Below are 26,146 nucleotides of genomic sequence, written 5' to 3' on the forward strand. Positions count from 1 at the left end.
CACGAAATGACTATAATGGGTGACAATGGGGGAAGGGATAGACAAGAGATTTTATCCACATATGAAAAAAGGAGGTTAGAAAAGAGTAATATAGCCTATATTATATAAATAATCAATTGCGCAGAAATTTGGTAAGAATTCATGCGTCAACTCATAAAGAACTACTTAAAAAATTCACAGTATTCATAATTATTTTCGAGGAGAAAAACAGTGAAAAAAAGAAAAAAGCTTGCTCTGTCTCTTATCGCTTTTTGGCTGACGGCTTGTTTAGTAGGCTGTGCTAGCTGGATTGATCGTGGAGAATCCATAACGGCTGTTGGCTCAACTGCCTTGCAACCCTTGGTTGAAGTAGCGGCAGATGAATTTGGCACGATCCATGTTGGAAAAACGGTCAATGTCCAAGGGGGAGGTTCTGGTACAGGCTTGTCCCAGGTTCAGTCTGGGGCAGTTGATATAGGAAACTCAGATGTATTTGCTGAGGAAAAAGACGGAATTGATGCTTCTGCTCTTGTTGACCACAAGGTCGCGGTAGCTGGCTTGGCTCTGATTGCCAATAAGGAGGTTGATGTTGATAACCTAACGACAGAGCAACTTCGTCAAATCTTCATAGGTGAGGTAACCAATTGGAAAGAGGTTGGTGGTAAGGACTTACCCATCTCTGTTATCAATCGGGCAGCCGGCTCTGGCTCTCGTGCTACCTTTGATACTGTCATTATGGAAGGTCAGTCTGCCATGCAAAGTCAGGAGCAGGATTCAAATGGAGCGGTAAAATCAATCGTATCAAAAAGTCCAGGAGCTATCTCTTATTTATCTCTTACCTATATAGATGATTCGGTCAAAAGCATGAAGTTGAATGGTTATGACTTAAGTCCAGAAAATATAAGTAGCAATAATTGGCCCTTGTGGTCTTATGAGCATATGTATACATTGGGGCAGCCCAATGAGTTAGCTGCAGAATTTCTCAATTTTGTTCTCTCGGATGAGACCCAAGAAGGGATTGTCAAAGGATTGAAGTATATTCCGATTAAGGAAATGAAGGTTGAAAAAGATGCTGCCGGAACTGTGACAGTGTTGGAAGGGAGACAATAATGAATCAAGAAGAATTAGCTAAGAAAATGTTGCTTCCATCAAAGAATTCTCGTCTGGAGAAATTAGGAAAAGGTTTGACCTTTGCCTGTCTTTCTTTGATAGTCATCCTTGTGGCCATGATTTTGGTTTTCGTAGCGCAAAAAGGCTTGTCGACCTTCTTTGTCAATGGTGTGAATATCTTTGACTTTCTTTTGGGAGGAACTTGGAATCCTTCTAGTAAAGAATTTGGTGCCCTTCCTATGATTTTGGGTTCCTTTATCGTTACCATTCTCTCAGCCCTTATCGCAACCCCCTTTGCTATTGGTGCAGCAGTTTTTATGACCGAAGTATCACCAAAAGGGGCGAAGATTTTGCAACCAGCTATTGAACTCCTGGTTGGGATTCCTTCAGTAGTGTATGGATTTATTGGCTTGCAAGTCGTCGTTCCCTTTGTTCGCAGTGTCTTTGGTGGGACTGGTTTTGGGATTTTGTCAGGGATTTCCGTCCTCTTTGTCATGATTTTGCCGACCGTAACCTTTATGACAACGGATAGCTTGCGTGCGGTTCCTCGTTATTATCGTGAGGCTAGTTTCGCTATGGGAGCCACTCGCTGGCAGACTATCTGGCGTGTGATCTTGAAGGCGGCCCGTTCTGGTATTTTCACTGCAGTGGTCTTTGGGATGGCGCGTGCCTTTGGTGAGGCTTTAGCTATCCAGATGGTTGTCGGAAACTCAGCTGTTATCCCAACTTCCTTGACCACACCAGCTGCAACTTTAACTTCTATATTAACTATGGGAATTGGGAACACTGTCATGGGAACTGTAAATAATAATGTTCTCTGGTCACTGGCCTTGGTACTGCTCTTGATGAGTTTAGTTTTTAACAGTGTGATTAAATTGATTACGAAAGAAAGAGGAAAGAAAAATTATGCGCGCTAAGAAATTAGATAAACTTGCAACAGCTGTCCTCTATACGATTGCTAGCATCATTGTGACAATCTTGGCTTCCTTGATTCTCTATATCTTGGTTCGGGGCTTGCCCCATATCTCTTGGTCTTTCTTGACTGGAAGGTCTTCTGCTTTTCAAGCAGGTGGTGGGATTGGCATTCAGCTTTACAATTCCTTTTTCCTATTGGTCATTACCTTGATTATTTCTGTACCTCTTTCTATGGGAGCTGGGATTTACTTGGCTGAATATGCTAAAAAAGGTCCTGTTACCAACTTTGTGCGGACTTGTATTGAAATTTTGTCCTCTTTACCATCAGTGGTGGTGGGTCTCTTTGGTTACTTGATCTTTGTAGTCCAGTTTGAGTATGGATTTTCAATCATTTCAGGTGCCTTGGCCTTGACAGTCTTTAACTTGCCTCAGATGACGCGTAATGTAGAGGATAGTTTGAAACATGTTCACCATACCCAACGTGAGGCTGGTCTGGCTCTTGGGATTTCTCGTTGGGAGACAGTGGTTCATGTTGTTATTCCAGAAGCGCTTCCAGGTATTGTAACGGGTGTCGTCTTGGCATCTGGTCGTATCTTTGGCGAAGCTGCAGCTCTGATTTATACAGCAGGGCAATCGGCGCCAGCTCTTGACTGGTCTAACTGGAATATCCTCAGTGTGACTAGCCCCATCTCTATCTTCCGTCAAGCAGAAACCTTGGCTGTCCATATCTGGAAAGTCAATAGTGAAGGCACTATTCCAGATGGAACTATTGTATCAGCAGGTTCTGCCGCTGTGCTCCTAATCTTTATCCTGATTTTTAACTTTGGAGCTCGTAAGTTCGGAAACTATCTACACAAGAAATTAACCGCTGTCTAAAGGAGAAGCCATGTCAACATATAACTGGGATGAGAAGCATATCCTTACCTTTCCTGAAGAAAAAGTAGCCCTTTCTACTAAGGATGTCCATGTTTACTATGGTAAAAATGAATCCATTAAGGGGATTGATATGCAATTTGAAAGAAATAAAATTACAGCTTTGATTGGTCCGTCGGGATCGGGGAAATCTACCTACTTACGCAGTCTCAATCGCATGAATGATACTATTGATATTGCTAAAGTAACTGGGCAGATTCTCTATCGTGGAATTGATGTCAACCGTCCAGAAATCAACGTTTATGAAATGCGTAAACACATTGGAATGGTTTTTCAACGCCCTAATCCATTTGCTAAGTCAATTTACCGTAATATTACCTTTGCGCATGAACGTGCTGGAGTTAAGGATAAGCAAGTCCTAGATGAAATCGTAGAAACCTCCCTTCGTCAGGCTGCCCTCTGGGATCAGGTTAAAGACGATCTCCACAAGTCAGCCTTGACCTTATCAGGTGGTCAGCAACAACGTCTCTGTATTGCTCGTGCCATCTCTGTTAAGCCAGATATCCTCTTAATGGATGAGCCAGCCTCAGCCTTGGATCCGATTGCGACCATGCAACTAGAAGAGACCATGTTTGAGCTCAAGAAAGACTTTACCATCATCATTGTAACGCATAATATGCAGCAGGCTGCTCGTGCAAGTGACTATACAGGCTTCTTTTACTTGGGTGATTTGATTGAGTATGACAAAACTGCAACTATTTTCCAAAATGCCAAGCTACAGTCCACCAATGACTATGTATCTGGTCACTTTGGTTAGAAAGGAAACCGTATGACAGATGCGATTTTACAGGTATCAGACCTGTCCGTTTATTATAATAAAAAGAAGGCTTTGAATAGTGTTTCCCTATCTTTCCAACCTAAGGAAATTACAGCCTTGATTGGTCCATCTGGATTAGGGAAGTCAACTCTCCTCAAGTCTCTCAACCGCATGGGAGATCTCAATCCAGAGGTGACCACAACTGGATCCGTGGTGTACAATGGTCACAACATCTACAGTCCGCGTACAGATACGGTTGAATTACGTAAGGAAATCGGAATGGTTTTCCAACAACCTAATCCTTTCCCTATGACTATCTATGAGAATGTTGTCTACGGGCTTCGTATCAATGGAATTAAGGATAAGCTGGTTCTGGATGAAGCCGTAGAAAAAGCCTTGCAAGGTGCCTCTATCTGGGATGAGGTCAAGGATCGTCTACATGATTCAGCTATTGGATTGTCAGGTGGTCAACAGCAGCGTGTCTGTGTGGCCCGTGTCTTGGCAACCAGTCCTAAAATCATCCTCTTGGATGAGCCAACTTCGGCTTTGGATCCGATTTCAGCTGGTAAAATTGAGGAAACCTTGTATGGTCTAAAAGACAAGTACACCATGCTTCTGGTAACCCGTTCCATGCAACAAGCTTCACGTATCTCTGATAAGACAGGATTTTTCCTAGATGGAGATTTGATTGAATTTAATGATACCAAGCAGATGTTCCTTGATCCCCAACACAAGGAAACGGAAGACTATATTACAGGAAAATTTGGATAAGGAGATGAAAGATGTTACGATCTCAATTTGAAGAAGATTTAGAGAAATTACATAACCAGTTCTACGCTATGGGACAAGAAGTGCTCTCACAAATCAATCGTACGGTGCGTGCCTTTGTCACGCATGACCGTGACCTGGCAAAAGAGGTCATCGAAGATGACGCAGAAGTAAATGAATACGAAGTGAAACTGGAAAAGAAATCATTTGAAATGATTGCACTCCAACAACCAGTCTCTCAAGATTTGCGTACAGTCTTGACTGTCCTTAAGGCTGTATCAGATGTGGAGCGTATGGGGGATCACGCTGTAGCCATTGCCCAGGCAACCATCCGTATGAAGGGGGAAGAGCGCATCCCAGCTGTAGAGGAAGAAATTCAAAAAATGGGACGTGAAGTTAAAAGCGTTGTTGAAGCAGCACTTGATCTTTATCTTAATGGTTCTGTTGACGACGCATACCGGGTAGCCTCCATGGATGAGCAAATTAACCACTATTTTGAAACTATCCGTGACCTTGCGACTGAAGAGATTAAGAAAAATCCAGAAGCCATTGTTACGGGTCGTGATTATTTCCAAGTTATTTCCTACTTGGAGCGTATCGGTGACTATGCTAAAAATATCTGTGAATGGGTTGTTTACTTTGAAACAGGTAAGATTGTCGAATTATAAAGTATTCAAAGGATAAAATTATTGTGAAAGCTTACTTTTTAATACAGTAAGCTTTCATTGTATAGATAGTTTACTTTGTCAGAGGTGAATAATGAACTACATACGGAATATCAGAAAAAAAGTTGGAAAAGATAAAATTATTTTAAATTTTACCTGTGGAATATTAAGTCAATCAGGAAAAATTTTATTACAAAAACGAGCAGATAAAGGAACGTGGGGATTACCAGGTGGTGCTCTTGAATTAGGAGAATCGGCTTTAGAAGCTTTAGTGCGAGAGTTTTATGAAGAAACAGGAGTCGAAGTGAGGGTGGAAAAACTCTTAAATGTTTATACAAAATATTCAGACAGTTATCCGAATGGTGATGAGGCTCAAGTTCTTACAATCTTGTATTTAGTTTCATCTGAAACTTCTATCTCTACAAATTTTTTTACAAGTGATGAAACTTTAGAATTAGGATTTTTTGATCATAGTGACATAAAAAATATTGCAATTGTAAACCAGCAGCATCAAGATATGATAAATGATTTTTTTGAAAATAAGTTCCCAATAGATAGATAAACTAACCACTGTATTTCTATTTTTTAGTAAATATATTTTATGAAAATGCAAGAAAACACTTGACAAGTAACTTAGATATCGTTATAATTATACAAAATTAACAGAGGGGTTGTTTATTTATGAAATCAAAAAAATGGATATTTGTTTTATGTAGTTTTCTTGCAAGTTTCTTCTTAGTAGCTTGCCAGTCAGGTTCGAATGGTTCTCAGTCAGCTGTTGAGGCCATTAAGCAAAAGGGGAAATTGGTTGTGGCGACAAGTCCTGACTATGCACCTTTTGAATTTCAGTCTTTAGTTGACGGGAAAAATCAGGTAGTCGGTGCGGACATTGATATGGCTCAAGTTATCGCTGATGAACTTGGGGTGAAGTTGGAAATTTCAAGCATGAGTTTTGACAATGTCTTGACCAGTCTTCAAACTGGGAAGGCTGACCTAGCAGTTGCGGGAATTAGCGCTACTGACGAGAGAAAAGAAGTCTTTGATTTTTCAATCCCTTACTATGAAAACAAGATTAGTTTCTTGGTTCGTAAGGCTGATGTAGAAAAATACAAGGATTTAACTAGCCTAGAAAGTGCTAATATTGCAGCCCAAAAAGGGACTGTTCCAGAGTCTATGGTCAAGGAACAATTGCCAAAAGCTCAATTGACTTCCCTAACTAATATGGGTGAAGCAGTCAATGAATTGCAGGTTGGAAAAGTAGATGCTGTTCATATGGATGAGCCTGTTGCACTTAGTTATGCTGCTAAAAACGCTGACTTAGCTGTCGCAATTGTCAGCTTGAAGATGAAGGACGGCGACGCCAATGCCGTTGCTCTTAGAAAAAATAGTGATGATTTGAGAGAAGTGGTAGACAAGGTCATCCAAAAACTCAAGGATAAAGGAACTTACCAAAGCTATCTTGAAAAAGCAGCAAGTCTAACTGAAGTTGAAGAATAAGAAAAAGCAGAGTTGGATGTCATTCCAATTCTGCTTTTAAATAGTTTAAAACCTTTTCCAGATTGTCTAGGGACACCTTGGCAAATTGATAAGGACAGGTGCTTAAATAGGCCTCTTCAAAGAAGTCCAAGCCTAGTTGACTGTGTTTGAGATTGGCGATTTTAGGATACTGTCTCAGGTCTAGCAATAAACCATCGTGAAGAGGAAAATGAGGAAGAGGACAGGGGCTGTAAGCTAGTCTTTCCTTGATTTGTTTTTGGTAAGTTTCTTGATTATTCAAGCGAGTCAGACGATTTTTCTCAAACAATTGACTATCGATATAGAGTGATAAGGCCTTTTGCATGATGAGGTTGCTGTCGTAGTCTAGGATATTTTTGTAGGCCACAAATGCTTCTTTGATAGCATTTGGAAGAATGAGTGCTGTAATACGAAGGGCTGGAAAGAGGCTGGTCGAGAAGGACTTGATATAAATGACACGCTCCTCTGTATCAAGATAGTGGAAGGTTTGGCCCTTCTTGGAGTCCAAATCACCCAGATAATCGTCCTCTACGATATAGACATCATACTTGGCTGCTAAGTCAAGAATAGCTCGTTTGTCCTGCTCAGAATAGGAATGGCCTAGAGGATAGTGAAATCGAGGAATGGTATAGAAAAACTTAATTTTTCCTGTTTTGAAGTGGCCTTCCAGTTCCTTCAAGTCAATCCCATCAATGCCTCGTTCAATCGTTTGATAGTCCAGACCCTGAGCAATCAAGAGGCGATTCATTCGATGGTAGGTCGGTTGTTCCACCAAGATTTCCTTGGCTTGGCTAGGGAAGGAAATTTGAGAAAGGATAAACAAGGCTTGTTGGGTTCCAGAAGTCAGTACCAGTTGGTCAGCCTTGCAGTAGAGGGCTTGGTCAAAGAGGAGTTGGTGAATGGATTGTCTTAAGTCTTCTAAACCTTCTTGATTTTCATAGTAGTTGAAGAGGTAGTTTTCCCGGCCAATCAAAGTTTCATTGACACAGAGTCGGAAATCGTCATAGGCGCTGGCGTGTTCATCCGTAACCTCGATTTCGAGGTCTTGGTGTTGCCCTTGTTCTAGGACATAGTAGCCACTCTGGGGCTTGGCATAGAGGTATTGTTCGTGCCGTAATTCCAGCAGGGCGCGCTGAACGGTGTCCTTGCTACAGTGAAAGTCAAGGCTTAGTTGACGGATAGAAGGCAGGCGACTTCCCGTCGGAAAGCGTCCAGACTCGATACCATTTTTCAGATAGGAAACGACCTCTTGGTACTTGCTTTGTTTCTTCATTCCAGACCTCCCTTGATTTTGTTACATTGTACCCTTTTTTTTCCTTCTTGGCAATGTCTAGGGTGTTTCTCTCGTTCACATCTAAGAGCAAATGTGGTATATTCCCATCTTTAATACTTTTTTGAAATCAAAGAGCAACCAAATGCAGATGTGACAGTTTTTCGGAACCTTTTTCTCTTTAAAACAAAATATGTATTTTTATCTGGGGTTGGTTTGTTTTAAAAAGTTTTCATGCTAATTTCCCCGTATTACTTGCACATATTTTTAGGAAAAAGCTTGAAACCGTTTTCTAGTTATGGTATAATAGAATTGGAAAATAAAAGTATACGAATGACTTGTTAGAAAGGAGTTTTAAATCAGAAAATCAAGTTATTTTATCAGTAATATATATTTGTGACTTGAAGGAGTGTTTTTTATGAAATTTAAAAAAACTGTAACTTCAGCTCTTGTTGTATTATCACTATTTTCTATTATGTCTCCTTCTATAGTTTCTGTTAGAGTATTTGCTGATGATGTAACTACTACGGAAGTTTCTGAAATTAGTACCCAAGAACAAAAATAAATGGATGATGTAGCTAATGTTCTTGATCAAATGTTTAGAAATGGAGTTAATGAAAAAAATTTTACTGAATATGTTTATAAAAACTTTTCTCAAAAAGATATTGCTCTTGCGGAAAATAAATTAGAAACTAATATTAATAATCTCTATGACAGAGTCCCTTGGGATGAGATGGGAGGATGTATAGCGAGAAAAATACGAGAAGAATTTTTTGCTATGACCAATGTTTCGCTAATTGTTAAGTATGCGCAGAAAAAGGCTTGGTTAGAATTAGCTAAAGTGGTACTAAGATTTGTTAAAGCTAATGGACTTAAAACAAATATTTATATCATTGCTGGTCAGTTGGCTATTTGGGCAGTTCAGTGTGGTCTGGAATAATGCGTGATAAAAACTTTTTAATAAAAGATGGGATTATTAGCTTTTTGATTGGATTTGTATATGCATATTTAGTGTTACAAAAATTTATCCTTTGGAAAATCCTTTTGTTTGCATTTATTTTTGCAATTATTAATACAATATTTATGTTTGCTAGGAACAAAAAATAAATAATGATTTAGTTAAATAAAAAAAGGCCCCTAGGGAAGTGTGTTCCTTAGGGGTTGTTGTGCCAGTTCAAGTTTTGTTTCTGTCAAAATCTCAGGCTACCCGTCGGAAAGCGTCCAGACTCGATGCATTTTTCAGATAAGCTACGACCTCTTGGTACTTGCTTTGTTTCTTCATTCCAGACCTCCCTTGATTTTGTTACATTGTACCCTTTTTTTCTTTCTTGGCAATGTCTAAGGTGTTTCTCTCGTTCACATATAAAGCTAAATGTGGTATACTTAGGAGTAACATTTATAGAATAACAAACAAGAAAGAGAATGGATAAGAACGTGCAGGAACCAGTGAAATTATTTCAATACAATACCCTTGGAGCCTTGATGGCTGGCCTTTATGGTGGCACCATGACAGTAGGAGAATTGCTAGAGCATGGAGACCTTGGTTTGGGAACCTTGGATTCCATTGATGGGGAATTGATTGTCTTGGATGGCAAGGCTTATCAAGCCAAAGGCTCAGGAGAGCAACCGGAAATTGTAGAAGTATCACCAGATGCCCTTATTCCTTACGCAGCAGTAGTACCACATCAGGCAGAGGTCATTTTCCGCCAGCGCTTTGAGATGACAGACAAGGAATTGGAAGAACGGATTGAGTCTTATTATGACGGGGAAAATCTTTTCCGCTCTATCAAGATTCGTGGGGAATTTTCACATATGCATGTGCGCATGATTCCTAAGTCGGCACCAGATACCAAGTTTGCTGATGTCGCAACCCATCAACCTGAATATAGTCGTGACAATGTGGCAGGAACCATCGTTGGTTTCTGGACGCCAGAGATTTTCAATGGGGTCAGTTTGGCAGGATATCATCTACATTTTATCTCAGATGATTTGACCTTCGGTGGGCATGTTATGGACTTTGTTATCAAGGAAGGCATTATCGAGGTGGGAGCTATTGACCAGTTGGACCAACGTTTCCCAGTCCAAGACCGTCAATACTTGTTTGCTAAGTTCAATGTTGACGAGATGAAAAAAGATATTGAAAAGGCAGAATAGGAGAAGAAAATGATCATTCATATTATCATTACCATGGTGCTGTTGCTGGCTTTCTTGCTAGGGAGCGTTTGGTATGCCAAAAAGAAATACCAGACTAATCTAGCTGCCTTGGGATTGGGTGCAGTCGCTTTCTTTGTTTCTTCGCAGATTTTGGAAAAACTGGTGCATATCTTAGTTTTACATCCTCAAAAAGACGGTAGTATTGCTCTCTTGCAAGATCATCCGCTTGTCTATATCATCTATGGCCTAGCCATGGCAGCATTTTTTGAGGAAACGGCTCGTCTTATTTTCTTCAAATGGTTGGAGAAAAAGAGAAGTTTGGAAAAGGCAGACGCCTTGGCCTATGGGTTAGGGCATGGTGGTTTGGAGTTGATTTTCCTAGGTCTTACTAGTTTACTCAATCTCTACTTCGTGCTTTCGGCAGTTCAAACTCAGGATCCACAGGTCATGCAATTACTGTCTGAAAATATGTTGAAAACCATTCAGTCACTTTCGGTCTGGCAGATTTATTTGCTTGGTTTTGAGAGAATCTTGGCGCTAGGTTTCCAATTACTCTTGACTGTTTGGGTTTACCAAGCTGTTCGCCAGAAGAAATGGATTTATCTCCTAGCAGCCTATGGCCTACATGCCTTCTTTGACCTAGCACCATCTCTAGTCCAAGTTGGCTGGTTGACAAATCCAGTCTTGGTTGAAGTTGTCCTAGCACTTGAACTTGTTCTGGTTGCCTATGGGACCAAGGCAATCTTTTGTAAAAAATCATAAGAAAAAAGGGGGAAACCTCTTTTTCTTATGCAAAATCCAGACAAGGTCTTTTTATGGTCGTCAAATGTCTCTAAAAATGGTATAATGGAATGAATTTTGTAAAAGGAAGAGTGACATGTCTGTAAGAGAAAAAATGCTTGAAATCTTAGAAGGGATTGATATCCGTTTTAAGGAACCCTTGCATAGCTATAGTTATACAAAAGTAGGTGGAGAGGCCGATTATCTGGTCTTTCCACGAAATCGTTTTGAGTTGGCTCGCGTTGTCAAATTTGCTAATCAAGAAAATATCCCTTGGATGGTTCTTGGCAATGCTAGCAATATCATCGTTCGTGATGGTGGAATTCGTGGATTTGTCATCTTGTGTGACAAGCTCAATAATGTTTCTGTTGATGGCTATACTATTGAAGCAGAAGCAGGGGCTAACTTGATTGAAACAACTCGCATTGCGCTTCGTCATAGTTTGACTGGCTTTGAGTTTGCTTGTGGCATTCCAGGAAGCGTTGGCGGTGCTGTCTTTATGAATGCGGGTGCCTATGGTGGCGAGATTGCCCACATCTTGCAGTCTTGTAAGGTCTTGACTAAGGATGGGGAAATCGAGACCCTGTCTGCCAAGGACTTGGCTTTTGGTTACCGCCATTCAGCTATTCAGGAGTCTGGTGCAGTTGTCTTGTCAGCTAAATTTGCCCTAGCCCCAGGAACCCATCAGGTTATCAAGCAGGAAATGGACCGCTTGACGCACTTACGTGAACTCAAGCAACCTTTGGAATACCCATCCTGTGGTTCGGTCTTTAAGCGTCCAGTCGGGCATTTTGCAGGTCAGTTAATTTCAGAAGCTGGCTTGAAAGGCTATCGTATCGGTGGTGTTGAAGTGTCTGAAAAGCACGCAGGATTTATGATCAATGTTGCTGATGGAACGGCTAAAGACTACGAGGACTTGATTGAGTCTGTGATTGAAAAAGTCAAGGAACACTCTGGCGTTACTCTTGAGAGAGAAGTTCGTATCTTGGGTGAAAGCAAGTAGGAAGCTTTGGCTAAAAAGCTGCTGCTATGTCATGGAAAGGGGGTGAAAGCCTATCGTTAGTGCAGAAGAATGTAGGCAGTTCAATCTCCTACACGAGGTAGTAGTGGCCTGACAGAGCCCTGATCTGTTAATCTATGAAAAAGAAGGAATAAATGACAATTGAAAAAACCAATTATTGAATTCAAAAACGTCTCTAAAGTTTTTGAAGACAGCAACACCAAGGTTCTCAAAGATATCAACTTTGAGTTGGAAGAAGGGAAATTCTACACTCTTTTAGGCGCATCTGGTTCAGGGAAATCAACTATCCTTAACATCATTGCAGGTTTACTGGATGCGACAACAGGAGATATTTTATTGGACGGTGTCCGAATCAATGACATTCCAACCAACAAGCGTGACGTCCATACCGTCTTCCAATCCTATGCCTTATTTCCACATATGAATGTGTTTGAAAATGTTGCTTTTCCGCTCCGCTTGCGTAAGATCGACAAGAAAGAAATCGAGCAACGCGTAGCGGAAGTTCTCAAGATGGTTCAGTTGGAAGGGTATGAAAAACGATCCATTCGTAAACTCTCAGGAGGACAACGTCAGCGTGTGGCTATTGCCCGTGCCATTATCAACCAACCCCGTGTGGTTTTGTTGGATGAGCCTTTGTCAGCGCTGGACTTAAAATTACGAACAGACATGCAGTACGAACTGCGTGAACTGCAACAACGATTGGGCATTACCTTTGTCTTTGTCACTCACGATCAGGAAGAAGCCCTGGCCATGAGTGACTGGATTTTCGTTATGAATGATGGCGAGATTGTTCAGTCTGGAACTCCTGTGGACATCTACGATGAGCCAATCAACCACTTTGTTGCCACCTTTATCGGGGAGTCAAATATCTTGCCAGGTACCATGATTGAGGACTACTTGGTTGAGTTTAACGGCAAACGCTTTGAAGCAGTCGATGGGGGGATGAAGCCAAATGAGCCTGTCGAGGTTGTCATTCGTCCAGAGGACTTGCGCATTACCCTGCCTGAAGAAGGCAAGCTCCAAGTTAAGGTGGATACCCAGCTCTTCCGTGGGGTGCACTATGAAATTATCGCCTATGACGAACTTGGAAATGAATGGATGATCCACTCAACTCGTAAGGCCATCGTTGGAGAGGAAATCGGTCTGGACTTTGAGCCAGAAGACATCCATATCATGCGTCTCAACGAAACTGAAGAAGAGTTCGATGCTCGTATCGAAGAATACGTGGAAATCGAAGAGCAAGAAGCAGGTCTGATCAATGCAATCGAGGAGGAAAGAGATGAAGAAAACAAGCTCTAAACTCTTTGTAGTTCCCTACATGCTCTGGATCGCCCTCTTTGTCCTGACACCCTTGGTCTTGATTTTCGGACAATCCTTTTTCAACATTGAAGGCCAGTTTAGTTTAGAAAACTATAAATCTTACTTTGCGTCACAAAACTTGACCTACCTAAAAATGAGCTTTAACTCTGTACTCTATGCAGGAATTGTGACCTTTGTAACCCTGCTCATCAGCTATCCGACAGCCCTCTTTTTGACCCGTCTCAAGCACCGTCAACTCTGGCTCATGCTGATTATCCTACCAACTTGGATCAATTTGCTCCTTAAAGCCTATGCCTTTATCGGAATTTTTGGTCAGAATGGCTCTATTAACCAATTCTTGGAATTTATCGGAATCGGCTCACAACAGTTGCTTTTTACCGATTTCTCCTTTATCTTTGTCGCAAGCTACATCGAGCTTCCCTTTATGATTTTGCCGATTTTCAATGTCTTGGACGATATGGATAACAATCTCATCAATGCCAGCTACGACCTTGGTGCGACCAAGTGGGAAACCTTCCGTCATGTCATCTTCCCTCTATCTATGAACGGAGTGAGAAGTGGGGTCCAATCGGTCTTTATCCCAAGTTTGAGTCTCTTCATGCTGACCCGTTTGATTGGTGGGAACCGCGTTATCACGCTGGGAACAGCCATTGAGCAAAACTTTCTGACCAATGACAACTACGGTATGGGTTCTACCATCGGTGTGATTCTCATCCTGACCATGTTCATCACCATGTGGGTAACTAAGGAAAGGAGAGAACGATGAAAAAATTTGCCAATCTATATCTAGGACTGGTCTTTCTTGTCCTCTACCTGCCGATTTTTTACCTGATTGGCTATGCCTTTAATGCAGGCAATGACATGAATAGCTTTACAGGCTTTAGCTTGAGCCATTTTAAAACCATGTTTGGCGATGGTCGTCTTATGTTGATTGTAACTCAGACCTTTTTCTTGGCCTTCCTGTCAGCCTTGATTGCGACCATTATCGGGACTTTTGGAGCTATTTATATCTACCAGTCTCGTAAGAAATACCAAGAAGCCTTTCTATCACTCAATAATATCCTCATGGTTGCGCCTGATGTTATGATTGGTGCCAGCTTCTTGATTCTCTTTACTCAACTCAAATTTTCACTTGGCTTTTTGACCGTTCTTTCTAGTCATGTGGCCTTCTCTATTCCTATCGTGGTCTTGATGGTCTTGCCTCGACTCAAGGAAATGAACGGCGACATGATTCATGCAGCCTATGACTTGGGAGCTAGTCAATTTCAGATGTTCAAGGAAATCATGCTTCCTTATCTGACTCCGTCTATCATTGCAGGTTACTTCATGGCCTTCACCTATTCGCTAGATGACTTTGCTGTGACCTTCTTTGTAACGGGAAATGGCTTTTCAACCCTGTCCGTCGAGATTTACTCTCGTGCTCGCAAGGGGATTTCGCTAGAAATCAATGCCCTGTCTGCCCTTGTCTTTCTCTTTAGTATTATCCTAGTTGTTGGATATTACTTTATCTCACGTGAGAAGGAGGAGCAAGCATGAAAAAACTCTATTCATTTTTAGCAGGAATTGTAGCCATTATCCTTGTCTTGTGGGGAATTGCGACTCATCTCGATAGTAAAATCAATAGCCGAGATAGTCAAAAACTGGTTATCTACAACTGGGGGGACTATATCGATCCAGAACTCTTGGAGCAATTCACAGAAGAAACAGGCATCCAAGTCCAGTACGAGACCTTTGACTCCAACGAAGCCATGTATACCAAGATTAAGCAGGGTGGAACGACTTACGATATTGCCATCCCTAGTGAATACATGATTAACAAGATGAAGGACGAAGACCTCTTGGTACCGCTTGACTATTCAAAACTTGAAGGTCTTGAAAATATTGGACCAGAGTTCCTCAACCAGTCCTTTGACCCAGGCAATAAATTCTCCATCCCTTACTTCTGGGGAACCTTGGGAATTGTCTACAATGAAACTATGGTAGATGAAGCGCCTGAACATTGGGACGACCTTTGGAAACCAGAGTATAAAAACTCTATCATGCTCTTTGATGGGGCGCGTGAGGTACTGGGACTGGGGCTCAACTCCCTTGGCTACAGCCTTAACTCCAAGGATCCACAGCAATTGGAAGAGACAGTAGATAAGCTCTATAAACTGACTCCAAATATCAAGGCTATTGTGGCCGACGAGATGAAGGGCTACATGATTCAAAATAACGCTGCTATCGGTGTGACCTTCTCTGGTGAAGCCAGCCAAATGTTAGAAAAAAATGAAAATCTACGCTATGTAGTACCGACTGAGGCCAGTAACCTTTGGTTTGACAATATGGTCATTCCAAAAACAGTCAAAAACCAAGATGCAGCCTATGCCTTTATCAACTTTATGTTGAAACCCGAAAATGCTCTCAAAAATGCGGAGTATGTCGGTTATTCAACTCCAAACCTACCAGCTAAGGAATTACTCCCAGAGGAGAAAAAAGAAGATAAAGCCTTCTATCCAGATGCTGAAACTATGAAACACCTAGAAGTTTATGAGAAATTTGACCATAAATGGACAGGAAAATATAGCGACCTCTTCCTACAATTTAAAATGTATCGGAAGTAGGATATATGAAAACGGATCAGTCACGCTGGTTCGTTTTTTTAACTCTTTTTCTTTGCAATAACAATATTTTATGGTATAATGTAAGCGTAAACACAAACACAAGAAACTCTCTAAATATTCTATGCTTTTAAAAAAGATAGGAGGAATAAATCATGAAAAAGAATTTTATGATTTTCTTAACAGCAGTTGCTAGTTTATTGTTTTTAACAACATTTTCAACTACAAAGGCAGATGAAAATATTGACAATAACGGTAGTTATGAAACAAGAACATCTTTAGTAATGAAAGTTGGGGATTCTGCTACACAAGTATTTACAGATAATTCTGGGGAAGAAAATGTAATTACCGTTACAAAGGTTGCTGACAGACCTCGAACCAGTTTTAGATGGGCACAAGTTGGTAGTGAAAAAGCTAGTAACGGAACTTATCATATAAGTTACAGACGCGGGATATTTAACTGTGGCTTCTATATCACAATAGATACTCGTAACATTACCAGCGCATATGATTTATGGTATTTCCATCTAGTAGGCACAAACTCCGCAAATTTAGTGCATGAAAGTAATAGGAGAGCAACAGCATATTTCACATTTCAACTCAGTGTTCCTTGGATTAACGGCCCAAGTTGGGACGGAGCTCTTCGAGCAGAGCTCGACGCAGACTATCTAGTTACACTGGTGAAGTAAAATGGGAATGTTTGGTTTGATGACAGTCGCTCTTACTATAACTCTCTTTCTAATCATCATTTTTTTAATAGTAAAAAATATTAAGAAATAAATAACTTTAAAATATTTAGAGAGCAGATAAAAGACACCAAAACTAAATAATTTGGTGTCTTTTATTATGAAACATTCGAAAACTTGGGATAAAAGTTGGGATAAAAAGAAAAATGGCAGTAAGAAAAAGTATATTCTGAAAAAGTAATCTGAGATGTAGGGAATGGGTTATTTAAATAGGAATCATTTCCAGTTGACGCCGGCTTAAAAAAACGTTATAATAAGAAAGTTGAGAATTGATTTTCTCTTGTCTTAGTCCAGAGAAATGGCGGTGCTGCGAGCCATCTAAGCTAGAAAGTCATGCTACTCAATCATACAATTGCATAAGAACAAGAGAATGACAAGTTCATTGAATGAAGGTGGTACCGCGGTTTTTCGCCCTTCGTGATATGAGCTTGTCTTTTGATTTTTGGAGGTGTTGATGAAAACATTTCTTGTCAAACAAAAGTTTCGTCTTGGAGGCGAACGCTTCGCTATCAAGGATGACAGGGGAGAAATTGCCTATCAGGTGGAGGGATCATTTTTTAAGATTCCTAAAACCTTTACCATCTATGATGATAATGGTGAACAGGTCAGTCAGATCAGTAAAGAAATCTTGACCTTGCTTCCTCGTTTTGAGATTCAGCTTCGGGATGGCTCGAGTTTTGTCATTCGTAAGAAGTTGACCTTTTGGCGAGATAAGTATGAGTTTGATAATTTAGGTCTTCGTATCGAGGGTAATATCTGGGATTTGGATTTCAAATTGCTGGATGATCGCGATCAGCTGATTGCGGAAATTAAGAAGGAACTCTTCCATTTGACCTCTACCTATACCGTAACGGTTCTTGAAGACGCTTATGCAGATCTAGTCATTTCCCTCTGTGTCGCGATTGACTATGTGGAAATGCTAGAAAGCCAATCACATTAAACAAGTAAATAAGGAGACGATATGAAACAACTATCTAGTGCACAAGTACGCCAAATGTGGCTTGACTTCTGGGCGACCAAAGGTCACTCAGTAGAACCATCAGTGAGCTTGGTTCCTGTAAATGACCCAACTCTTTTGTGGATCAACTCTGGGGTAGCAACCCTTAAGAAATACTTTGACGGGACCATTATTCCTGAAAATCCACGTATTACCAATGCTCAAAAGGCTATCCGTACCAACGACATCGAGAACGTAGGGAAGACTGCACGTCACCATACCATGTTTGAAATGTTGGGGAACTTCTCTATTGGAGATTACTTCCGTGACGAAGCTATCACTTGGGCTTATGAGCTTTTGACAAGCCCTGAATGGTTTGATTTCCCTGCTGAAAAACTTTACATGACTTACTATCCAGATGATAAAGATTCTTACAACCGCTGGATTGAAGTGGGAGTGGACCCAAGTCACTTGATTCCGATCGAGGACAACTTCTGGGAAATCGGTGCGGGACCTTCTGGACCTGATACAGAGATTTTCTTTGACCGTGGAGAAGCCTTTGACCCAGAAAATATCGGTCTTCGTTTACTTGCAGAAGATATTGAAAACGACCGTTACATCGAAATCTGGAACATCGTTTTGTCACAATTTAACGCAGACCCTGCTGTTCCTCGTAGCGAGTACAAGGAATTGCCACACAAGAACATTGATACGGGCGCTGGTTTGGAGCGTTTGGTGGCGGTTATCCAAGGGGCTAAGACAAACTTTGAAACAGACCTCTTCATGCCAATCATTCGTGAAGTCGAGAAATTGTCTGGTAAGGTTTATGACCAAGATGGCGACAACATGAGCTTCAAGGTCATCGCTGACCACATCCGTTCACTTTCATTTGCCATCGGTGATGGTGCCCTTCCAGGAAATGAAGGTCGTGGTTATGTCCTTCGTCGTCTTCTTCGTCGTGCTTCTATGCATGGTCAAAAATTGGGTATCAACGAGCCTTTCCTTTACAAACTCGTTCCAACTGTTGGAAAAATCATGGAAAGCTACTACCCAGAAGTGCTTGAGAAACGTGACTTTATTGAGAAAATCGTTAAGAGCGAAGAAGAATCATTTGCCCGTACCCTTCACTCAGGTCAACACTTTGCCCAAGGCATTGTAGCAGACTTGAAAGAAAAAGGTCAATCTGTTATCGCTGGTTCAGATGTCTTCAAACTCTATGATACTTATGGGTTCCCAGTTGAATTGACTGAAGAAATCGCTGAAGAAGCTGGTATGACTGTAGACCGTGAAGGTTTTGAAGCAGCCATGAAAGAACAGCAAGAACGCGCGCGTGCGTCAGCTGTCAAGGGTGGCTCAATGGGTATGCAAAATGAAACTCTTCAAAACATCACTGTAGAAAGTGTCTTCAACTACAATGCTAGCCAATTGTCTTCTAAATTGGTAGCTATCGTGGCGGACAATGCAGAAGTAGAAGCTGTTTCAGAAGGAACTGCCTCTCTTATCTTTGCGGAAACGTCATTTTATGCTGAAATGGGTGGACAGGTAGCTGACCACGGACAAATCTTGGATGAGTCAGGTAAGGTTGTGGCTACTGTGACCAATGTTCAAAAAGCACCAAACGGACAAGCTCTTCACACTGTTGAAGTCCTTGCACCGCTTGCCTTGAACCAAGAATATACTTTAGCAATTGATACAAATCGTCGTCACCGTGTTATGAAAAACCACACTGCTACTCACTTGCTTCACGCTGCCCTTCACAATATCCTTGGAAACCATGCGACACAAGCAGGGTCACTTAATGAAGTGGAATTCCTTCGCTTTGACTTTACCCACTTCCAAGCAGTGACTGCTGAAGAATTGCGTGCGATTGAACAGCAAGTTAACGAGAAAATTTGGGAAGCACTTGAAGTGAAGACAGTTGAAACGGATGTTGACACTGCTAAAGAAATGGGAGCTATGGCCCTCTTTGGTGAGAAATACGGCAAGGAAGTTCGTGTCGTGACTATCGGTGACTACTCTATTGAACTTTGTGGTGGTACTCATGTTGGCAACACTTCTGAGATTGGCCTCTTCAAAATTGTCAAAGAAGAAGGAATCGGTTCAGGAACTCGCCGTATCTTGGCAGTGACTGGTAAGGAAGCCTTTGAAGCCTACCGTGAACAAGAAGATGCTCTTAAAGCTGTCGCAGCAACTCTTAAAGCACCTCAACTTAAAGAAGTCCCTCACAAGGTAGAAGGACTTCAAGAACAACTTCGTCAATTGCAAAAAGAAAATGCTGAGTTGAAAGAAAAAGCCGCAGCTGCAGCCGCAGGCGATATCTTCAAGGATGTTAAGGAAGTCAATGGTCACCGTTACATTGCTAGCCAAGTGTCTGTATCAGATGCTGGTGCCCTTCGTACTTTTGCGGATAACTGGAAACAAAAAGACTACTCTGACTTGCTTGTCCTAGTTGCCGCTATCGGTGATAAAGTCAATGTCCTTGTAGCAAGCAAGACAAAAGACCTTCATGCAGGAAACCTTGTCAAAGAATTGGCACCAATCGTCGATGGACGTGGTGGTGGTAAACCAGACATGGCCATGGCAGGAGGAAGCAATCAAGCTAAGATCCAAGAATTGTTGGATGCAGTAGCAGGTAAATTGTAAACTCGATTATTAATTCTTTGATAATTTTAAAAATTAAGAGTTGAAAAGATATTGTTAAGAGAGTATTCTTATGAAAAGAAAAATTTATGTTGCTTTAAGTATATTTTTTGGTATGGGAACAATTGGATTTGTATTTGATTCCAAAAAAATTATTGACCAGCTAGGCTTCCAACAATTTATATCTCAAATTATTTTTAGTTCCGTATTTACTTTCCTTTTCTATTGGTTGTATATTAAAGATAGTAAAAAAGCTATAGCTGTTAATAGTAACAGAGATACAATAAATAAACCGATAGATGAAATATACTCATCGACCTCATCGATTGAAATACCAATAAGTGTAATAGAAGAAGAGCGAAATAAAATTAAATTAAATAAATTCAAAAGAAAAAATAATGAAATTCTCAAGTTTATTGTTGCGTTCTTTATTCCTTGGATTGGTTGGATTTATTTAATTTATAGGCTTGTTCGATATAATATGAAAAAACATTACTTTTTAAGTGATGAATTTATTCGGAATAAAATACAAATCGATTCTTTTGTTACAGAATATAATGAAATAGCTAAATATGTTGAGAAGTTTGATGAGGTAAGCTTACAATCTACAAGTTTTGATAAATATAAGTATGCTCATGTAGCTAAAGGACAAAATACAAGTTTGTATAATATTCAACGTGATAGGAACGTTATTGATTATCAATCTAAATATGTTTATAATGCTTCACTACAAGTTGTTAGAAATGCAGAGTTAGAACCTTTTAAGTATTTATGTAAGTATTTTGATTTTAAGCCTAACGAAGAAAATCTACAGCGTATTCAAGAAATTGGTGAACAAGTATCACGATTTCTTAATGCTAAAGAGAATCTTGATAATAGATTGGCAAGAATTTTAAATAGTTTAAATCCTCCACAGTTTATTTTAAAGTATTATAAAGAAGAATTTTTATATTATATCAACATTGAAGTTCCCCAAATTAATTTTAATTTTCCTACCTATACTTTTCAATATGTTAGTGCAGGTGGTAATTCTAGTCAAGTTACTTCAATTACACTAAATGAGGAAATAATTGAATTATTAATTACTTATATGGATGAGCAAGTTAAGTATAAGAAAAGTGCTAAAGCTCAACGTGCATTAATGACTAAAAAATTACGTGAGTATGTCAAAGAAAGGGACTGTTATACTTGCCAATATTGCGGAGCATCTACTGCTCAACAAGATTTATTATTGCTAGAAGTGGATCATATTATTCCAGTTTCAAAGGGTGGAATGTCTACGGAAAGTAATTTACAAACATTATGTTGGAAATGTAATAGAACAAAATCAGATAAAATTTTATAGATTTAGATGAAAATTATAATGTTTGAGAACAGAACGTGTCAATTAGTGATATAATTTTTAACAAAAATATAGGTTGTTTAAAGATCTATCCATTTGGGTAGGTCTTTTTGTGAATGCAAAAAAGCCAAATCCGATTGGACCTGGCTTGAATATTATGAACTATTAAATAGTATTGGCTGCCCAGACACTTACGGATCTAGCTGAGACTGGGAATTGTCCATAACCTTCCTCATCAATTGTAACTGGATCTTGGTGATTTCCAAGTAAATCTACGAAAGTTTGGTTAGCCCATTCTTGGCCGACAAACATTGACTTGCTGTTTTCTTGGTCATTTGAAATCAAGACTGCGATTGGGGATTGATTTTCAGCACCTGAACGTACCCAACCGATACAGTTAGCATCATCAAAGTAGTCTGTTTGTTCTCCATAGGCCAAATCTTTTCGGATGGCTAGGAGGCGGTCAAGGACTTCTTTGAAATCTTGTTGAGCATATTGCCCTGAAATCCCATAGTAGTCGCCGTAAAAGACACATGGAAGGCCATTTTGGCGTAACAGAATGAGGGCATAGGCTGCTGGTTTGAACCATTCTTCAACAGTAGACTCAAGAGCCTGACCTCGTTGGGTATCGTGGTTGTCGACAAAAGTCACAGCATTGTCGGGCTTGAGTTCAACCAAGCTATCTGTAAAAATGCCACGAAGGTCGTAGTTGGAACCTGCTCGGCTAGCATCAAAGAGATTCTGGTGGAGACGAACATCGACAAGGTCAAAGCGTTCTTCCGTTTTTTCGAGATAGTCCAGATTGGCTTCCTTGTCTGGGTTCCAAAATTCACCAAAAACGTAGAAATCCTCACCGTATTTTTCCTTTATATCACGGATGAAATTGCGCATGAAGAAAGAGTCAATGTGCTTAACGGCATCCAAGCGGAAACCAGCTACACCAGTCGTTTCCATGAACCAGTCAGCCCAGTCATAGATATTTTGGATAACTTCAGGATGCTTAAAGTCTAGGTCGGCATACATGAGGTAGTCGTAGTTTCCGTTTTCATTATCAACCAATTCCTCGTTGGCCCAGCCCTTATTATCCCCTTGGATGAGATAAATCCCAGACTTACGACGTTTGGCATCATAGTCTGTACCTGTGAAGTGGTACCAGTGCCAGTGGAAGTCATTGTAGGTATCTTGGCGACCATCGAAGGTAAAACTAGTCCAGCCATTGATGGTGAAGGGTTCTCCAAGTTCAACTGTACGGTCTACAGGATCCACTTCGATGACCTGAAAGGCTTCCCTGTGATCGGCAGCAGCCTTGTGGTTGAGAACCACATCAGCCATAGGTTGAATTCCCTGTGCTTTTAGAGTTTGAATGGCTTGAAGATAGTCTTCTTTGAAACCATACTTGGTGCGGACAGTCCCTTTTTGGTTAAACTCTCCTAGGTCGAATAAGTCATAGACACCATAACCTACATCTTTTTCATTGGTAGCCTTGAAAGCTGGTGGCATCCAGACATGACTGATACCGAGATCAGCTAGGTGTGGAGCATCTTCAGCCAGACGTGTCCAGTGCTGACCGTCGTGGGGCAGATACCATTCAAAGTATTGCATGAGTGTTTGATTTTGCATGATGTTTCCTCTTACTTGTCAATCTTGTTCTTTATTCTATCATAAAGTATCTCTTGGCGCAAACGTTTGCGTAAGAATAGAAGGAAACTATTGTATCTACTTAAAATAAAGTGTTGATTTTTTTGTATCAAAGTGCTAGTATAATAGTATGTGATATAGATAAAGATAGGAGTCATCCCATGATTGAATTTCAAAATGTTAGTAAGTTGTATGGTGATAAAGAGGCTTTGAGCAATCTCAATTTGCAGATTGAAAATGGGGAGATTATGGGCTTGATTGGCCATAATGGTGCTGGGAAATCGACCACCATAAAATCCCTAGTCAGTATCATTTCGCCCAGCAGTGGTCGTATTTTGGTAGATGGTCAGAAGTTATCGGAAAATCGCTTGGCTATTAAACGAAAGATTGGCTACGTAGCAGACTCGCCTGACTTATTTTTACGTTTAACGGCCAATGAATTTTGGGAATTGATTGCTTCATCCTATGATCTGACTAGCTCTGACTTGGAGGCTAATCTAGCTAGGCTATTGAACGTTTTTGATTTTGCTGAAAATCGCTATCAGGTTATTGAAACCCTTTCTCACGGAATGCGTCAGAAAGTCTTTGTCATCGGGGCACTTTTGTCTGATCCTGATATTTGGGTTTTGGACGAACCCTTGACTGGTTTGGATCCCCAGGCTGCCTTTGATTTGAAGCAAATGATGAAGGAACATGCACAAAAAGGCAAGACAGTCTTGTTTTCAACCCATGTCCTAGAGGTAGCTGAGCAAGTCTGTGATCGGATTGCCATTTTGAAAAAGGGACATTTGATTTATTGTGGTAGCGTAGAGGACTTGAGAAAAGACCATCCAGACCAGTCTTTAGAAAGTATCTATCTTAGCCTTGCTGGTAGAAAAGAGGAGGTTTCAGATGCGTTTCAAGGTCATTAAAAAATTAGTTGATATCAATATCCTTTATTCATCTCAAGAAGCTAATCTGGCTAACCTACGAAAGAAGCAGGCTAAGAATCCTGGGAAAAAAGTAAATGTTTCCGCTAGAGTTCTAAGTTCTTACATTTTTTCTAGCCTCTTGATGCTCTTTTTTTTTAAGTAATATAGCCATTCATTTTCCTTTTGAAGAAATGCCTGTTTATTTTGGTTTCATGGTTACTATTTTACTAGTGGTTGCCTTTTCAACTTCTTTAACGGCCTTTTATAATGTCTTTTATGAGAGTAAGGATTTGGTATCGTATAGACCCTATGCCTTTAAAGAATCAGAGATTATAATTGCTAAAGGACTGTCTGTTCTCTTGCCAGCTCTAACTGGAATTGTACCAATCCTAGCTTATTTTCTAGTCCTCTATATTAGGCTAGCACCTTCTCTTTGGCTGGGCTTGCCTTTGATGCTACTGTCCTTGGCCTTATTATTTGTCTCTGTTACTTTAGTGATGGTAGTGGCAGTACATTTCTTGGCTCAGACTAGGGTCTTCAGAAAGTATCAGTCTATTTTTTCGAATGTGATGATTGGGATAGGAGTTCTCATACCTTTAATATATGTCTTCTTTCTACAGTCGACTTCTGGACGTATTGTTGACAAAGTTAGAGACATTCCATTTCTCCTTTATCCTATTCATCTCTTTTACAAAATAGCAGTGGAGCCTTTTTCGACAGAAGCCATCCTGGGTCTGCTCGCTTGGATAGGACTAACTCTCTTCTTGCTTTACTTGAGCAAAAAGAAGGTTTTTCCTCGTTTTTATGACGTGATTCTGCTTAACAGTGAGGAGAAGGTCAAGAAAGAACGTCGCAGTAAGGAGAGAATTTCAACTACTAAAAAGGGATTTTTCCGTATGGTTTTACGCTACCACCTCACCCTCTTGGGACAGGGGACTGGCGTGATTACAGTGCTTTTTACAAGTGCTTTCCTTCCTTATCTCATGATGATCGGTCTGATTTCCAAAATCCGAGATTCTCAGATAGTTCCAGACATTCATCCTCCATACTGGTTACCCTTGTTTTTTGTAGGAGTGTTTATAGCAGTTGTCAATAACAATATCACCAGCCTGCATTCAATTGCCTTGTCCTTGGAGAGAGAAAATGTTGATTTTCTTAAGAGTTTACCCTTTGACTTTGCTCGTTATGTGAAAGTGAAATTTTGGATTATATTTGCTGTCCAGTCCTTTTTACCAGTTCTGACTTTACTTGGCCTTTCTCTATATCTAGGCTTGCCCATCCTTTCGATGATTTACCTTCTTGTGGCATGGATCCTTGCCAGTGTCATCCTTTCTTGCCACCATTACCTTAAGGACGTGAAAAATCTGTCAACCAATTGGAGTAGCATTACGGACTTGGTGAACCGTTCAAATCGTATAGTAGCAATAGTTTTACTCTTAATTTATAGTGTTATCTTAATGATTTTAGTCATAGCAAGTTTGTTCTTGGTTCGGTCTCTCGCCCCTGTCCTTGCCATCAGCTTGGGAGTAGGAGTTCTTATCCTCTTGCTTGCTCTTGCTATTTTTGGCTATCATTACTACCTGTCACGCATATTGGCAGAAATAGAAAAAAGATGAGCTAGTTGGTCGATTGCTTGATAAATTCAATTCGACAAACGCTTTTATAGTTTGTTAGAATATAGTTGTAAATGATTACGATTGGTAATCAAAAATATAGGGAGGAATGTTTTGAATAAGAAATATAATATAGTTCTATTATTATTGTTTATAGTTTATTTATTTGGATATTTTTCAATTTCAAAAACTTTCATTCCTATAATGTGTGTGATCCAAGTATTTTTGATAGAACATATATTTAAAGTTAGAAATAGAATGATGCAGATAGGTGAAATTTTAATTATTGTTGCTTCTATAATATTATTTATTGATAGTATATTTAGTTTGTAACAAAAGGCTTTTCTATAAAATCAAATTTTCCAGATACCTGCTGAAGCTGATCTATATCCTAATATTTCTTCTACTATCTTCGTCACTAAATTTGACAGACATATATTGCAGGTACAACCTCTCTACCTACAATCTCAAAGTTAATACTCTTCGAAAATCTCTTCAAACCACGTCAGCTTTGCCTTGCCGTAGATATGGT

24 protein-coding genes and 1 pseudogene are annotated in these 26,146 nt (G+C 40.2%); 23 read left to right on the forward strand and 2 right to left on the reverse strand.

All coding sequences use genetic code 11. The features are described 5' to 3' along the window. The first annotated feature begins 210 nt into the window (after window positions 1–210). The 8 genes from pstS to HT715_RS02980 all read left to right on the forward strand — a co-directional run bounded on the left by pstS (window position 211) and on the right by HT715_RS02980 (window position 6,624). A complete protein-coding gene (gene pstS, locus HT715_RS02945; protein ID WP_000746334.1) occupies window positions 211–1,089 on the forward strand; it encodes a phosphate ABC transporter substrate-binding protein PstS in 879 nt (292 codons plus the stop codon). Beyond that, a complete protein-coding gene (gene pstC, locus HT715_RS02950) occupies window positions 1,089–2,006 on the forward strand; it encodes a phosphate ABC transporter permease subunit PstC (protein ID WP_001070908.1) in 918 nt (305 codons plus the stop codon). The genes pstS and pstC overlap by 1 nt, the downstream gene beginning before the upstream one ends. Beyond that, window positions 1,996–2,880 carry a phosphate ABC transporter permease PstA gene (gene pstA, locus HT715_RS02955; RefSeq protein ID WP_001201787.1) on the forward strand — a complete coding sequence of 295 codons (885 nt, stop codon included), beginning with the start codon at window positions 1,996–1,998 and terminating at the stop codon, window positions 2,878–2,880. Before pstC ends, pstA begins: the two co-directional genes overlap by 11 nt. 10 nt (window positions 2,881–2,890) lie before the next feature. Further along, the gene (gene pstB / locus HT715_RS02960) at window positions 2,891–3,694 is read left to right on the forward strand and encodes a phosphate ABC transporter ATP-binding protein PstB (protein ID WP_000109215.1); all 804 of its coding nucleotides are present in this window, start codon (window positions 2,891–2,893) and stop codon (window positions 3,692–3,694) included. Between the two features lie 12 nt (window positions 3,695–3,706). Continuing rightward, window positions 3,707–4,465, forward strand: a complete 759-nt coding sequence (gene pstB, locus HT715_RS02965) for a phosphate ABC transporter ATP-binding protein PstB (RefSeq protein WP_172922818.1) — start codon at window positions 3,707–3,709, stop codon at window positions 4,463–4,465. An 11-nt stretch (window positions 4,466–4,476) separates the two neighbouring features. Further along, window positions 4,477–5,130: a phosphate signaling complex protein PhoU gene (phoU, locus tag HT715_RS02970; RefSeq protein WP_000946465.1), complete on the forward strand. Its 654-nt coding sequence runs from the start codon at window positions 4,477–4,479 to the stop codon at window positions 5,128–5,130. A gap of 91 nt (window positions 5,131–5,221) precedes the next feature. Then, window positions 5,222–5,689, forward strand: a complete 468-nt coding sequence (locus HT715_RS02975) for an NUDIX domain-containing protein (protein ID WP_172922819.1) — start codon at window positions 5,222–5,224, stop codon at window positions 5,687–5,689. A 119-nt stretch (window positions 5,690–5,808) separates the two neighbouring features. Further along, window positions 5,809–6,624: an ABC transporter substrate-binding protein gene (locus HT715_RS02980; protein WP_172922820.1), complete on the forward strand. Its 816-nt coding sequence runs from the start codon at window positions 5,809–5,811 to the stop codon at window positions 6,622–6,624. 19 nt (window positions 6,625–6,643) lie between these two features. On the opposite strand, the gene HT715_RS02985 is transcribed toward HT715_RS02980, so the two are convergent. Further along, window positions 6,644–7,915, reverse strand: coding sequence for a PLP-dependent aminotransferase family protein (locus HT715_RS02985; RefSeq protein WP_000744852.1), 1,272 nt, complete (start codon window positions 7,913–7,915; stop codon window positions 6,644–6,646). 415 nt (window positions 7,916–8,330) lie between these two features. Between HT715_RS02985 and HT715_RS11820 the strand changes: the two genes are divergently transcribed. The 13 genes from HT715_RS11820 (at window position 8,331) to HT715_RS11825 (ending at window position 21,455) form a co-directional block, all read left to right on the forward strand. Beyond that, the gene (locus HT715_RS11820; RefSeq protein ID WP_000669513.1) at window positions 8,331–8,477 is read left to right on the forward strand and encodes a hypothetical protein; all 147 of its coding nucleotides are present in this window, start codon (window positions 8,331–8,333) and stop codon (window positions 8,475–8,477) included. Further along, a complete protein-coding gene (locus HT715_RS02990) occupies window positions 8,478–8,852 on the forward strand; it encodes a hypothetical protein (protein WP_000342870.1) in 375 nt (124 codons plus the stop codon). 482 nt (window positions 8,853–9,334) lie between these two features. Then, a complete protein-coding gene (gene budA / locus HT715_RS02995; RefSeq protein ID WP_023936077.1) occupies window positions 9,335–10,066 on the forward strand; it encodes an acetolactate decarboxylase in 732 nt (243 codons plus the stop codon). Window positions 10,067–10,075: 9 nt separating this feature from the next. Continuing rightward, on the forward strand, window positions 10,076–10,828 hold the full coding sequence (locus HT715_RS03000; protein WP_119919707.1) for a YhfC family glutamic-type intramembrane protease: 753 nt from the start codon (window positions 10,076–10,078) through the stop codon (window positions 10,826–10,828). Window positions 10,829–10,943: 115 nt separating this feature from the next. Continuing rightward, window positions 10,944–11,849, forward strand: coding sequence for a UDP-N-acetylmuramate dehydrogenase (gene murB, locus HT715_RS03005; RefSeq protein WP_000116176.1), 906 nt, complete (start codon window positions 10,944–10,946; stop codon window positions 11,847–11,849). Window positions 11,850–12,008: 159 nt separating this feature from the next. Beyond that, the gene (locus HT715_RS03010; protein WP_000742900.1) at window positions 12,009–13,166 is read left to right on the forward strand and encodes an ABC transporter ATP-binding protein; all 1,158 of its coding nucleotides are present in this window, start codon (window positions 12,009–12,011) and stop codon (window positions 13,164–13,166) included. Continuing rightward, on the forward strand, window positions 13,147–13,953 hold the full coding sequence (locus HT715_RS03015; RefSeq protein ID WP_138700326.1) for an ABC transporter permease: 807 nt from the start codon (window positions 13,147–13,149) through the stop codon (window positions 13,951–13,953). The genes HT715_RS03010 and HT715_RS03015 overlap by 20 nt, the downstream gene beginning before the upstream one ends. Then, window positions 13,950–14,723, forward strand: coding sequence for an ABC transporter permease subunit (locus HT715_RS03020; RefSeq protein WP_000712740.1), 774 nt, complete (start codon window positions 13,950–13,952; stop codon window positions 14,721–14,723). The genes HT715_RS03015 and HT715_RS03020 overlap by 4 nt, the downstream gene beginning before the upstream one ends. Beyond that, the gene (locus HT715_RS03025; protein ID WP_138707307.1) at window positions 14,720–15,790 is read left to right on the forward strand and encodes an ABC transporter substrate-binding protein; all 1,071 of its coding nucleotides are present in this window, start codon (window positions 14,720–14,722) and stop codon (window positions 15,788–15,790) included. The genes HT715_RS03020 and HT715_RS03025 overlap by 4 nt, the downstream gene beginning before the upstream one ends. 152 nt (window positions 15,791–15,942) lie before the next feature. Beyond that, on the forward strand, window positions 15,943–16,476 hold the full coding sequence (locus tag HT715_RS03030) for a DUF5626 family protein (RefSeq protein WP_023939050.1): 534 nt from the start codon (window positions 15,943–15,945) through the stop codon (window positions 16,474–16,476). A gap of 511 nt (window positions 16,477–16,987) precedes the next feature. Beyond that, window positions 16,988–17,473 (forward strand): LURP-one-related/scramblase family protein, encoded by a 486-nt coding sequence (locus HT715_RS03035; RefSeq protein ID WP_138700324.1) that lies wholly within the window; start codon window positions 16,988–16,990, stop codon window positions 17,471–17,473. Between the two features lie 21 nt (window positions 17,474–17,494). Beyond that, window positions 17,495–20,113, forward strand: coding sequence for an alanine--tRNA ligase (gene alaS, locus HT715_RS03040; RefSeq protein WP_138700323.1), 2,619 nt, complete (start codon window positions 17,495–17,497; stop codon window positions 20,111–20,113). A gap of 70 nt (window positions 20,114–20,183) precedes the next feature. After that, window positions 20,184–21,455, forward strand: coding sequence for an HNH endonuclease (locus HT715_RS11825; RefSeq protein WP_055356678.1), 1,272 nt, complete (start codon window positions 20,184–20,186; stop codon window positions 21,453–21,455). A 162-nt stretch (window positions 21,456–21,617) separates the two neighbouring features. Here HT715_RS11825 and HT715_RS03050 read toward each other — a convergent pair whose 3' ends face one another. Then, window positions 21,618–23,072, reverse strand: coding sequence for an alpha-amylase (locus HT715_RS03050; RefSeq protein WP_138707467.1), 1,455 nt, complete (start codon window positions 23,070–23,072; stop codon window positions 21,618–21,620). Between the two features lie 179 nt (window positions 23,073–23,251). Between HT715_RS03050 and HT715_RS03055 the strand changes: the two genes are divergently transcribed. Next, entirely contained in the window at window positions 23,252–24,001 is a 750-nt protein-coding gene (locus tag HT715_RS03055; protein ID WP_138706397.1) for an ABC transporter ATP-binding protein, read from the forward strand. Next, window positions 23,982–25,617: pseudogene (locus HT715_RS03060) on the forward strand (hypothetical protein). The gene HT715_RS03055 and the pseudogene HT715_RS03060 overlap by 20 nt, the downstream one beginning before the upstream one ends. The last annotated feature ends 529 nt before the right edge of the window (window positions 25,618–26,146 follow it).

The sequence above is a fragment of the Streptococcus sp. 4155 genome, assembly GCF_013276695.1.
Lineage (GTDB): Bacteria > Bacillota > Bacilli > Lactobacillales > Streptococcaceae > Streptococcus > Streptococcus pseudopneumoniae.